Source organism: Brevundimonas sp. Leaf363, from assembly GCF_001424025.1.
Lineage (GTDB): Bacteria > Pseudomonadota > Alphaproteobacteria > Caulobacterales > Caulobacteraceae > Brevundimonas.
This window is the reverse complement of the sequence record NZ_LMPZ01000003.1, coordinates 113,461-125,249: the sequence shown is the minus strand read 5'-3', so window position 1 is coordinate 125,249 and position 11,789 is coordinate 113,461. Positions and strand designations below refer to the sequence as shown.

At 68.5% G+C, this 11,789-nt stretch carries 13 protein-coding genes; 2 read left to right on the top strand and 11 right to left on the bottom strand.

Features of this window, described 5'->3' with window-relative positions:
• Positions 1-78: 78 nt before the first annotated feature.
• Both ASG17_RS11500 and ASG17_RS11495 read left to right on the top strand, forming a co-directional pair.
• On the top strand, positions 79-549 hold the full coding sequence (locus ASG17_RS11500; RefSeq protein WP_056103755.1) for a low affinity iron permease family protein: 471 nt from the start codon (positions 79-81) through the stop codon (positions 547-549).
• Positions 546-809, top strand: coding sequence for a SemiSWEET family sugar transporter (locus ASG17_RS11495; RefSeq protein WP_056103750.1), 264 nt, complete (start codon positions 546-548; stop codon positions 807-809). Before ASG17_RS11500 ends, ASG17_RS11495 begins: the two co-directional genes overlap by 4 nt.
• On the opposite strand, the gene ASG17_RS11490 is transcribed toward ASG17_RS11495, so the two are convergent.
• From ASG17_RS11490 to fucP, 11 genes are all read right to left on the bottom strand, one after another.
• Positions 799-1,827: a sugar kinase gene (locus ASG17_RS11490; protein WP_056103747.1), complete on the bottom strand. Its 1,029-nt coding sequence runs from the start codon at positions 1,825-1,827 to the stop codon at positions 799-801. The genes ASG17_RS11495 and ASG17_RS11490 overlap by 11 nt on opposite strands.
• On the bottom strand, positions 1,827-3,611 hold the full coding sequence (locus tag ASG17_RS11485; RefSeq protein WP_056103745.1) for an IlvD/Edd family dehydratase: 1,785 nt from the start codon (positions 3,609-3,611) through the stop codon (positions 1,827-1,829). Before ASG17_RS11485 ends, ASG17_RS11490 begins: the two co-directional genes overlap by 1 nt.
• A gap of 70 nt (positions 3,612-3,681) precedes the next feature.
• Complete coding sequence (locus ASG17_RS11480) at positions 3,682-4,440, bottom strand: FadR/GntR family transcriptional regulator (protein ID WP_056103740.1); 759 nt, start codon at positions 4,438-4,440, stop codon at positions 3,682-3,684.
• A complete protein-coding gene (locus ASG17_RS11475; RefSeq protein ID WP_235560434.1) occupies positions 4,437-5,417 on the bottom strand; it encodes a glycoside hydrolase family 5 protein in 981 nt (326 codons plus the stop codon). The genes ASG17_RS11480 and ASG17_RS11475 overlap by 4 nt, the downstream gene beginning before the upstream one ends.
• A gap of 52 nt (positions 5,418-5,469) precedes the next feature.
• Positions 5,470-6,321: a fumarylacetoacetate hydrolase family protein gene (locus ASG17_RS11470; protein WP_056103734.1), complete on the bottom strand. Its 852-nt coding sequence runs from the start codon at positions 6,319-6,321 to the stop codon at positions 5,470-5,472.
• Between the two features lie 3 nt (positions 6,322-6,324).
• Positions 6,325-7,056, bottom strand: coding sequence for an SDR family oxidoreductase (locus ASG17_RS11465; protein ID WP_056103732.1), 732 nt, complete (start codon positions 7,054-7,056; stop codon positions 6,325-6,327).
• Positions 7,056-8,264 carry a UxaA family hydrolase gene (locus ASG17_RS11460; RefSeq protein WP_056103729.1) on the bottom strand — a complete coding sequence of 403 codons (1,209 nt, stop codon included), beginning with the start codon at positions 8,262-8,264 and terminating at the stop codon, positions 7,056-7,058. Before ASG17_RS11460 ends, ASG17_RS11465 begins: the two co-directional genes overlap by 1 nt.
• The gene (locus ASG17_RS11455; RefSeq protein ID WP_056103725.1) at positions 8,261-8,569 is read right to left on the bottom strand and encodes a UxaA family hydrolase; all 309 of its coding nucleotides are present in this window, start codon (positions 8,567-8,569) and stop codon (positions 8,261-8,263) included. The genes ASG17_RS11460 and ASG17_RS11455 overlap by 4 nt, the downstream gene beginning before the upstream one ends.
• Complete coding sequence (locus ASG17_RS11450; protein ID WP_235560433.1) at positions 8,566-9,606, bottom strand: aldo/keto reductase; 1,041 nt, start codon at positions 9,604-9,606, stop codon at positions 8,566-8,568. Before ASG17_RS11450 ends, ASG17_RS11455 begins: the two co-directional genes overlap by 4 nt.
• Positions 9,590-10,492 carry an amidohydrolase gene (locus tag ASG17_RS11445; RefSeq protein WP_200935078.1) on the bottom strand — a complete coding sequence of 301 codons (903 nt, stop codon included), beginning with the start codon at positions 10,490-10,492 and terminating at the stop codon, positions 9,590-9,592. The genes ASG17_RS11450 and ASG17_RS11445 overlap by 17 nt, the downstream gene beginning before the upstream one ends.
• Positions 10,482-11,747: an L-fucose:H+ symporter permease gene (gene fucP, locus ASG17_RS11440; protein WP_056103721.1), complete on the bottom strand. Its 1,266-nt coding sequence runs from the start codon at positions 11,745-11,747 to the stop codon at positions 10,482-10,484. The genes ASG17_RS11445 and fucP overlap by 11 nt, the downstream gene beginning before the upstream one ends.
• Positions 11,748-11,789: the final 42 nt, after the last annotated feature.

The following is an 11,789-nucleotide window of genomic DNA, read 5'->3' as shown; positions in this document are numbered from 1 at the left end:
CTGGCGCTTGGCCCCAGCAGGGCTCAACGTCGGCCGCCAAACACAGCAACCATGATGAAGCGGAGCGGTTAGGCGGCCATGGACAAGCTCTTCACCCATCTGGCGTCGGTCACCTCCAAGATCGCGGGCCGGCCGTGGACGTTCATGGCGTGCCTGGGGATCGTGATCCTGTGGGCGGTGTCGGGCCCGGTCTTCAAGTTCAATGAGACGTGGCAGCTGGTCATCAACACCGGGACTACCATCATCACCTTCCTGATGGTCTTCCTGATCCAGAACACCCAAAACCGCGACAGCGCCGCCATTCACGCCAAGATCGACGAGTTGCTCCATGCCGTGCGGTCGGCGGATGAGCGGTTTATCGGCATTGAACGGCTCACAGACAAGGAGCTCGACGTCATCCTGCAGGAAGTCGAGGGACGGGCGCAGCGGCTGCACAAACAAGGCCTGCCGCGCGTCGCCACGCGGGCGGAAGACGCCAAGGCCGACGCCAAGGCGGCGGAAAAGGGCAAGACGTCCCAGGCGGCTCGCAAGCCACGCGTGAAGGCATGAGCGACTGGCTCGCCAACGCCGTGGGGACTGGCGCGGCGATCTGTTCGATCACCAGCTTCGCGCCTCAGGCTATCAAGATCTGGAAGGAAAAGGACGCCTCCTCCGTCAGCCTGAAGACCTATTCGCTGACAGTGACCTGTTTCGTCCTGTGGGTCGCGTACGGCGCGATGATCCAGGCGTGGCCGATCGTGGCGTCCAACGCCTGCGCCCTGGTGATGGCGGCCATTGTGCTGGCGATGAAGTGGCGCTTCAGCGCCTGACGTCCAGGCCGCCGCCTTCCATCGCCGCCTCGACGTCCGCCAGGGTGAAGGGGCTGAAGTCGCCGGTGATGGAGTGTTTCAGGCCGGACAGGGCCAGCCCGAGCGCCAGCGAACGCGCATCGTCCTGGCCCGCGGCCACACCGAACAGAACACCCGCCGCGAAAGCGTCCCCGCCGCCGATCCGGTCGACGACACCCGCCAGATCAATGGCGGGCGCATGGTGCTCGCCGCTCCGAGTAAACATCACGGCGGACAGGGTCTGATCCGCCACGCTGGTCTGGGTGCGGACGGTGCAGGCGACCCGCTCGAGACGCGGGAAGGTGTCGAATGCGACCTCGGCGGCGGCGCGGCGGCGGTCCATGGCGTCGGCCGGCTCGAACGGGCGGCCCAGCATCAGGGCGATGTCGCGATCGTCGACGAAGGCGATGGAGGCGGTCGCCATCAGGGCGCTGAGCACCCTGGGCGGATCGGATTCCCACAGGGCCCACAGCTTGCCGCGGAAGTTTCCGTCGAAGGAGACCTTCACCCCGGCGGCGACGGCCGCCTCGGTGATCGCCAGGGCGGCGGCCGCGCCCTTGGGGCCGACTGCCGGGGTGACGCCGGAGATGTGCAGCCATTCGGCGCCTTCCAGCACCTCGGCCCAGTCCAGCGTATCGGCCTGTTCGGCGAAGGCCGATCCGGCGCGGTCGTAGAGCACTTCGGACGGACGCCGCACGGCTCCGGGCGAAACGAAATACAGGCCCATCCGACCGTCGCTCATCCGCACGCCAGACGTGTCGGTGCCCGCGCGGCGAACCTCGTCACGCGCCGCGCGGCCCAGGGGGTTGTCGGGCAGGACGCTGGCCCACGCCGCCTCGGCGCCCAGGCGCGCCAGGGCCACGGCGACGTTCGCCTCGGCCCCGCCCGGATGGACCGCCATGGCGGCCGACTGCAACAGGATCTCCGGCCCCGGCGGGGTGAAGCGCAGCATCAGCTCGCCGAAACAGACGATCCGGCCGGTGGCGTAGGTCTTGGGCATCAGTGATTGTCGCGCGGCATGCCCCGGGTGTCGACAATCCGATGATATTTCACGGCCGGTTCCAGCACGGCGCCGGTCTCCAGCTGACCGACCATGCTGCGCTGGAACTCCTGCCAGGGCGTCTGGGATTCCGGGAAGGCGTAGCCGCCGGCTCGCTCGAACGTCTCACGGCGCTCGGCCAGTTCCTCGTCGGAGATCAGGACGTCGACCTTGCGGGTGTTCAGGTCCACGCGCATCCGGTCGCCCGTGCGCAGCAGGGCGATGTTGCCGCCCGCCGCCGCTTCCGGGGAGGCGTTCAGGATCGACGGCGAGCCCGAGGTGCCCGACTGGCGCCCATCGCCGATGCAGGGCAGGGCGGTGACGCCCTGTTTGATCAGATAGGCGGGCGGCCGCATGTTCACGACCTCGGCCGCGCCCGGATAGCCGATGGGGCCGGCGCCGCGCATGATCAGGATGTGCTCCGGCGTGATGCCTTCGCCCTCGTCGTCGATGCGGTGGTGATAATCCTCCGGCCCGTCGAAGACGACGATCGGGCCCTCAAACGCCTCCGGGTCCTGCGGGTTGGACAGGTAGCGGTCGCGGAACTCCGGCGAGATCACGCTGGTCTTCATGATGGCGCTGTTGAAGACGTTGCCGCTGATGACTAGGAAGCCGGCATCCTTGACCAGGGCGGTCTCGAACGTGCGGATCACGTCGGGCAGCACGATCTCTGCGTCGCGGCAGTTTTCGCCCATCGTCTTGCCGTTCACGGTCAGGGCGTTCTCGTGGATCTTGCCGTGCTTGATCAGCTCGGCGACCACGGCGGGGACGCCCCCGGCCTGGTGATAGTCCTCGCCCAGATAGGCGCCGGCCGGCTGCAGGTTCACCAGCAGCGGCGTGTCGTGGCCGTGGTCTTCCCAAACCTGCAGCGGCACGTCGACATGGGCGTGGCGCGCCAGGGCGGTCAGGTGGATCGGGGCGTTGGTCGAGCCGCCGATGGCCGAATTGATGACGATGGCGTTCTCGAACGCCTCCTTGGTCAGGATGTCCGACGGCTTCAGGTCCTCATGGACCATGGCGACGATCCGCCGGCCGGTCTCATACGCCATCTGGCCGCGCTCGCGGTACGGCGCCGGAATGGCGGCCGAGCCGGGCAGGGACATGCCCAGCGCCTCGGCCAGCGAGTTCATGGTCGTGGCCGTGCCCATGGTGTTGCAGTAGCCGACCGACGGCGCGGAGGTGGCGACCAGCTTGATGAAGCCGTCGTAGTCCAACTCTCCGGCGGCCATCATCTGACGGGCCTGCCAGATGATGGTGCCCGAGCCGGTACGCTGACCCTTGTGCCAGCCGTTCAGCATCGGGCCGACCGACAGAGCGATAGCGGGGATGTCGACGGTGGCCGCCGCCATCAGGCAGGCGGGCGTGGTCTTGTCGCAGCCGATGGTCAGCACCACGCCGTCCAGCGGATAGCCGTACAGCAGGTCGACCAGACCCATGTAGGCCAGGTTGCGGTCCAGACCGGCGGTCGGGCGCTTGCCGGTTTCCTGGATCGGGTGCACCGGAAATTCCATCACGATGCCGCCGGCCTCGCGGATGCCCTCGCGGACGCGCTTGGCCAGTTCGATGTGGTGCCGGTTGCAGGGGCTCAGATCCGAACCGGTCTGGGCGATGCCGATGATCGGCTTGCCCGACTGCAGCTCTTCCAGCGTCAGGCCATAGTTCAGATAGCGCTCCAGATAGAGCGCCGTCATGTCGGGGTTGTCGGGGTTGTTGAACCAGGCGCGCGAACGCAGCGGGCGGGACATTCAGGCGCTCCAATCGGGAATAGTCTGACAATATAGGGTCAGGCGGCCCGTGACAATCAGGCCGTATAAATCAGGACGGGCGGTTCGGACGCGCGCGGACGATCTCCGCCGTCTGAGCGCGGGCGTCGGCGACCAGCACGGCCATGGCGCGGCGCGCGCGCTCCGGGTCGCCGGCCTCGACCGCATGATAGACTTCCCAGTGCTGCGGCATTGGATCCGCGGGCAGGCGCTGCTTGCGGGACTTGTAGAAGGTGGTCCAGCGCACTCCGGCGCCGATGGTTGATGCCAGGCTGATCAGGGCCGGATTCGCGGTGGCCTCCAGCAGGGTCTGGTGGAAGTCGCGGTCGGCCGACTGGCCTTCGACCGTGCGAAGCGTGCGGCGCTGCATCTCGCGCAGGCGCGATTCCATCCGCATCAACTGCGCCTCGGTGCGGCGCTCGGCGGCCAGGGCGGCGGCGGCCGGTTCGATGATGGCGCGCAGTTCGAAGATCCCCTCCACGACCACCTCGCTGGGCTCGCCCTCGAAGAACCAGGCCAGGACGTCCGGATCCATCAGGTTCCAGCGGTCGGTCGGCAGGACGCGCGTGCCGGTGCGAGGGCGGCTTTCCACCAGGCCCTTGGCGGCCAGGGTTCGGATCGCCTCGCGATAGGCGGAGCGGGACACGTCCAGCATTTCGCTGAACTGGATCTCGTTGGTCAGCGCCTCGCCCGGCTTGTGCTTGCCCGAGACGATGGCGATGCCCAGGTCGCGCGCGATGGCGCCGTGCAGGCGCTCGCCCGAGCGGCGGGAAACGCCGCTGGCCGTCCGGTTTGCGCGCGTCGGGGTCACGTCGCCATCCGCCGCAGCTGGTCGCGCACCATCTTGCCCGAGCGGGTGATGTGGGCGTCGGTCCAGCCGCCGATCGCCGGTGCGCCGCGCACCAGCGCCGCTGCGCTCTCGCGCTTGTCGTTCAGCGACCAGTTGGCGTAGCTGATGTGGTTGGCCTCCATGAAGTCCCACCAGGCTTGCGTTTCCTCTGCGTCGATGACGCCGTCGCCGGTCGCTTCCGTCGTGCCGTATTCGGTCACGAAGACGGCCGCGCCGCGCTCCATCGCGCGGGTCACCTTGTCCCGATACGCCTGCCCGTGGCTGGTAGCGTAGAAGTGCATCACATAGGCGACGTTGTCGAAGGGCAGGGGATCGGCCGCCGCCACATCCACGTCCGACGACCAGCGCGGGGTGCCCGCGACGATCAGGTTGTCCGGATCGATGGCGCGGATCCTGGGGATCAGGGCCATGTGATACGGCTTCACGTCCACGGGCCAGGTGTGGTGCTCCAGCGGCTCGTTCCACGGCTCGTAGATGATGTTGGGCAGGTGGCCGTACTTGGTGGCGATGTGGGTGAAGAATGTCGCCGCCGCCTCGGGCTCAGGATCGTGGGCATGCCAGTCGACGATGACGTACAGGCCGTTGGCGATGGCCGCGTCGATGGCGCGCTCGGCCTTGGCGGTCTCACGCGCGGGATGCTGCAGATAGCCGCCCGACGGGACGGCGACGGCGACGCGCAACAGGCTCGCCTTCCAGTCCCGCGCCAGCCAGCCGATGGCGTCGGCGTTGTAGAAGCGGGGCCCCCACTGGCTCCAGAACAGGCTCATGCCGCGCAGGGTGACGGGCTGGCCATGCGCGTCGATCACCTGATTGCCGCGCACGGACAGCTTGCCATGCCGTTCGACCGGCGTCGGGCCCGCCGCGTCGGCGGCCAGGACCGGCCCCGCGACGACGGAGGCGCCGGCGGCGATCATTAGGGCGCGTCTGGAAATCAGCATCGTCTTCCTCCGTTTTGCCGCGAGACTAGCCGCGTTCGGCGGGCGACGACAGTCAGGCGCGGGTCTCGGCGACGACACGCTGCGCCTGCTGGCCCAGGTTCTGGATGCCCAGCTCCATGCGGTCGCCGGGCTTCAGGTAGAGCGGCGGTTTCTGGCCCATGCCGACGCCGGGCGGCGTGCCGGTGGTGATGATGTCGCCGGGCTGCAGGCTCATGAAGCGGCTGACGTAGCTGACGATGAAGGCCGGCTTGAAGACCATCGTCTTCGTAGAACCGTCCTGGAAGCGCTGGCCGTTGACGTCCAGCCACATGGACAGGCTCTCGACGTCGCCCGCCTCTTCTGGGGTGACCAGCCAGGGGCCGATGGGCCCGAAGGTGTCGCAGCCCTTGCCCTTGTCCCAGGTGCCGCCGCTTTCCAGCTGGAAGGCGCGCTCTGAGACATCGTTTACGACGCAGTAGCCGGCGACGTGGTCCAGCGCGTTGGCCTCTTCGACGTAGCGGCACTCGCGGCCGATCACGATGCCCAGCTCGACCTCCCAGTCCAGCTTGGTCGAACCCTTCGGCTGAATGACGTCGTCGTTCGGGCCGACGATGGCGCTGGTGGCTTTCATGAAGATGACGGGCTGGCTGGGCACTTCCGCGCCGGTCTCGGCGGCGTGGTCGGCGTAGTTCAGGCCGATGCAGATGAACTTGCCGACGTTCCCCACGCAGGGGCCGATGCGACCCGGCGAGGCGACGACCGGCAGTCCTGACGGGTCGAGGTCCTTCAGCGCGGTCAGAGCCTTCGGATCGAGGGCCGCGCCCGACAGGTCGCGGACATGGCCGGACAGGTCGCGGACCTGGCCGTCATGATCCAGCAGGGCGGGCTTTTCGGCGCCCGGGGCGCCATAGCGCAGCAGTTTCATGGCCTATCCGATCCAGCCGCCGTCGATGATGTGCGTCGTCCCGGTGGTGAACGACGATTCGTCCGAGGCGAGATAGAGGGCAAGCGCGGCGATTTCCTCCGCCCGGCCCAGGCGACCCATCGGCTGGCGGTCCGAGAAGGCGCGATAGGCGGCCTCGAAGTCGCCCGTCGCGGCCAGACGTTCCTTCAGAGATGGCGTTTCCACCGTGCCGGGGCAGATGGCGTTGCAGCGAACGCCCTGACCCACATAATCGGCGGCGATGGACTTGGTTAGGCCGATGACCGCCGCCTTGGAGGCGCCATAGGCGAATCGGTTCGGGACGCCTTTGATCGATCCGGCGACCGAGGCCATGTTGACGATGGAGCCGCCGCCCCTCGCGATCATGCCGGGCAGATACGCCCGGATGGTGCGGAACATGGCGGTGACGTTCAGGTTGAACGACCGCTCCCAGGCCGCGTCGTCGCAATCCAGCAGTGCGCCCGCGTGCACATAGCCGGCGCAGTTGAACAGCATATCCAGCTCGCCCGTCGTCGAATGGGCCACCGCGATGGCCTCGGCGCTGGTGACGTCCAGCGCCAAGGGGCGCGCGCCCGCAATGTCGGCCACGCTCTCCAGCTTCAGGTCGCTGGCCCAGACCGTCGCACCTTCGGCGACGAACAGAGCCGCCGCCGCCCTGCCGATGCCAGCCCCGGCGCCGGTCACCAGCGCCGTCTTGCCCGCCAGACGACCCGCCATCAGACCGCCGCCAGAGTGCGGCGGACGGGCAGGCAGGCCGGACCGATGGGTTCGAAACTCTTGTAGGTCAGGATGAACTCCTGGTGGCCCATGGCTTCCGACACGGTGCGCTCGCCCTCGGCCACGCGGCGGATCAGATCGACGATCTCCTCGCCCACCTGATCCAGCGTCGCCTCGCCGTTCAGGACGCGGCCGGCGTCGATGTCCATGTCGGCGCTCATCCGGCGATAGGTGTCCGGGTTGGCGCAGACCTTGATGACTGGCGAGATGGCCGAGCCGACGACCGATCCGCGGCCCGTGGTGAACAGGGTCAGATGCGCCCCGCAGGCCATCATCTCCACGATCTCGGCGTTGTCGCTGATGTTGGGGAAGCCGAAGCGCGGCTCGCCGTCCGGCACCACGTCCAGCAGGTAGAGCCCGCCCGTCGGTGGGACGTCGCCGGGCTTCAGCAGGCCCGAGATCGGCGAGGCGCCCGACTTGGAATAGGCCCCCATCGACTTCTCTTCCTGGGTCGTCAGGCCGCCGTCGGCATTGCCCGGCGCGAAGCTGCCGAAGCCCATGATCGTATAGTAGCGCTCGGCCTTCTCGACCGCCGCCTCCAGCTCGCGCGCCAGCTCCGGGGTGACGGCGCGTTCGGCCATGACGGCTTCGCAGCCGACCAGTTCGCCGGTCTCCTCGAAGATGCAGGCGGCGCCCTGATCGACCAGCGCATCGAAGGCGCGGCCCACGGCCGGGTTTGCGGTCAGGCCGCTGGTCCCGTCCGAACCGCCGCAGATGGTGCCGATGATCAGCTCGTCCATCCGCACATCGACCCGCGGAGCCTCGGCCGCCTGAGCGCGGACGCGTTCGACCGCCTCGGCGCCGGCGCGGATGGTGGCGGCGGTGCCGCCGGTCTCCTGGATGATGAACAGCTCGGCCGGGCGGCCGCTCGCGCTGGCGGCTTCCAGCAGGCCGCGCCGGTTGAAGCTCTCGCAGCCCAGCGAGATCAGCACCACGCCGCCCACGTTCGGGTGGCTGACCAGGGCCCGCATCATCCGGTCGGCGTATTTGTTTGGATAGCAGCCGGGGAAGCCGATCAGGTGGACATCCAGATCGTCGGCGGCGCTGACGATGCGGCGTGCGACGTGGTGCGCGCACTCCACCAGATAGGCGACGATGACGACGTTGCGGATGCCCTTGCGTCCGTCCGCGCGCAGCCAGCCGTTCACGACGCGCGCCTTTCGCTGGCGGTTTCGCGCGAGTGGGTGGCGATGTAGTCGCTCTTCATATTGTGCAGATGGACGTGCTCGCCCGGTGCGACGGGGGCGGTGATCGAGCCGATCGAAGCGCCGTGCTTGATGACCTTGTCGCCGATACTCAAGGGCTGGCGCGCGACCTTGTGGCCGGCGGGCACGGCGGCGGGGGCGACGATGTGGTCGCCCTCGACGTCGAAGGCGACCCCAGGCTCCAGCGAGACGCGGCAGACCAGCACATTGTCGCGCGGGCTGAGCAGGAGGACAGGCGACAGGGTCATGCCGCCTGCCTGACCAGGGGGACGGGCGCCTCCGAGTCGATCAGACCCTCGGCGTGCAGCGCTTGCCAGAAGCCGGCGGGGATCGGCGCGGCGATACGGGCAGCGGCCAGACGGGCTTCTTCCGCATCGGCCGCGCCGGGAATGACGCTGACGACGGCGGAATGGGCGAGGGGGAACTGCAGCGCGGCGGCGGGCAGCTCGACACCGAAGCGGGCGCAGACGCCGCGTAGAGCCGCGACCTTGTTTGTCACCCAGGCGGGCGGCGCGCCGTAGTCATAGTGGGCGTTGCCGGCCGGCGCGGCGCAGGCCAGCACGCCGGAGTTGAACGGTCCGCCCACGATCAGCGACACGCCGGCCTGGGTGCAGGCGGGCAGGAGGTCGTCCAGCGGCGCTTGCTCCAGCAGGGTGTAGCGGCCGGCCAGCAGGAAGACGTCGAAGTCGCCCTGATCCAGCGCACGGCGGCAGACGGCGGCCTCGTTGGCGCCCAGGCCGATGGCCCGCACCACGCCCTGATCGCGCAGAGACAACATGGCCTTGTATCCGCCGTCCATGAAGGCGGCCCAGTGCGCCGCGTCGTCCGCGCCGTGGGTCGCGGCGCCCAGGTCGTGGGCCAGCAGGATGTCGATGTGATCGCGGCCGAGGCGCTTCAGGCTGGCCTCGAGGCTGCGCATGACGCCGTCGTGGCTGTAGTCGAAGCGGGGCTCGAAGGCGGCGGCGTCGACGAAGCCGTGCCGTTCGCCCTGGGCTTGATCGGCGGCGATGGGCTCCAGCACGCGGCCGACCTTGGTGGAGATCAGCGCCTCGCCCGCGGGGTCGAGATCGGACAGCGCGGCGCTCAGCCGGCTTTCGGCCAGGCCAAAGCCGTAGTGGGGCGCGACATCGAAGTAGCGGACGCCGGACGCCCAGGCGGCGGCCACCGAGGCGTGGGCGTCGGCCTCGCTGACGCGGCGGTACAGATTGCCGATCGCCGCACCGCCGAAGCCCAGCGGCGTCAACCGGCGGCCCGACGATCCCAGGCGATCAAAGAGCCTCGTCACGGGCCGAACTTTCATATTTGAACGCGTATTCAAAATCGGAATGCGGGTTGGGCAAGCGGCTGTCAACGGCATTCGCAGTGTAGACCCGCGCGGCCGTTTGGCCGAACACGACTCCATGATCGCGCTCGGGTATCAAGTCGCGGCACAGGGTCAGCCAGTCAGCGTAGTCGCCGGCCAGCGTCAGCACGGGCCAGTCGCCGCCCCACATCAAGCGGTCGGGACCGAAAGCGTCCAGCAGGGTATCGACGACGGCGGCGAGGTCTTCGGGCGTCGCGTCGTCCGAAGCTTCCGTCAGCAGGCCCGACAATTTGCATGTCAGGTTGGGCCGTTCGGCGAGGCGGCGGACGTCCTCACGCCACAGGCCGATATCGCGGCCGATGGTCGGCTTGCCGCCGTGGTCCAGCACGATCCGAAGCTCTGGCCACTGACGCGCGAATTGGTCCAGCGGGCCCAGGTGCTGGGGCTTCACCAGGGCGTCGAAGGCCAGGTCGTGGTCGATCAGGGCGCTGACGGCGGCGTCGCAGTCGGCCTGGAGAATCCACTCCGGCGGCCGGTCCTGCAGCATGGGACGAAGGCCCATCAGCGGACGGCGGGCGAGCGCCGCGATGCGGTCGGTCGCGTCTTCACGCGTGACGTCCACCCAGCCGACGACGCCGCGCACCCAGTCGTGCGCCTCGGCGATGTCGAGCAGGTGCTCGGTGTCGGCGTCATCTTCCTGGCTCTGCACCAGGACCGCGCCGGTCACGCCGTGACGACGCGCGATGGGGAGGTAGTCTTCCGGCGTGAAGTCGCGGTAAATCGTCAGCAGGTCCGGCCCCGGCCAGACGCAGCCGTGCTGGCCGATGCGCCAGAGGTGAGCATGAGCGTCGATGACCTCAGGCGGCACGTCGCGCGGCCTTCCAGCCGAAGGCCAGCACGACCAGGAAGCACAGGCCCGGCACCAGCATCGCGCGGGCGATGCCGCCGGCGTCGGACACAAATCCCATCAATGCCGTCAGGACCGCCCCGCCGATGATCGACATGACCAGCAGGGAAGACGCCGCCTTGGTCCGCTCGCCCAGACCCTTGATGGTCGAGGCGAAGATGGTCGGGAACATGATCGACATGAAGAAGCTGGTCGACGCCAAGGCCATCAGGCCGACATGTCCCGGCATGACGACGGCGACTGCGCATAGCGCGACGTTGATGGCGGCGAAGACCGACAGCAGCCGCGTGGGGCTGAAGCGCGTCATCAGGGCGGCGCCGACGAAACGGCCGATCATGAAGGCGACGACGGAGCCGGTCAGATAGTCGGCGGCGACGCGCTCGCCGAGGCCCGCTGTCTGCTGGGCGTAGCGGATCATGAAGCTCCACACCCCGACCTGGGCGCCGACATAGAAGAACTGGGCCAGGACGCCCCAGCGGACGCGGCTCATTCCCAGGATAGCGGCGAAGTCGCGCGCCGCGCCCGGCCCCTCTTCCTTCGCGGCGGCGGAGCCGGTGATGGCCGGGAATCGAACCACCGCGAAGACCACCGCCCACAGGAGGACGAACAGGCCAATCAGCAGATAGGGCCCCTGAACCGCGGTCGCCTCGCGCGCGTAGAAGGCTTCCACAGCGCCCGGCGACATGGCGGCCATTTCGGCGGGTGTCGGCTCGACACCCGAAAGGATGAAGTGGCGCCCGACCATCAGACCGAGGATCGATCCCAGCGGATTGAACGCCTGGGCCAGGTTCAGACGGCGCTCGGCCGTCTCAGGTGGTCCCAGCACGGTGACCAGCGGATTGGCCGAGGTCTCCAGAAAGGCCAGGCCGCTGGCGATGACGAACAGGGCGGCCAGGAAGAAATTATAGCTGCGGACTTCGGCCGCCGGATAGAACAGCAGGGCGCCGCAACCGAACAACACGAGCCCCAGCACGACGGCGGCCTTGTAGCCAAACCGCTTCATGAACACGGCGGCCGGGATCGCGAGGCAGAAGTAACCGAGATAGAAGGCCGACTGGACCAGGCCGGACTGCAGGTCGCTCAGGGCGAAAGCCTTGCGGAACTGTGCGATCAGGATGTCATTGAGATTGTTGGCCATCCCCCACAGAAAGAAGAGGCTGACGACCAGCAGGATCGGCAGGACGGCCGACCGAAGTCGGGGCGCGGGCGGTGTCATGATGGGTGTCCTCCGGCGCCGTTCTCCGGCGTCTCGTCTGGC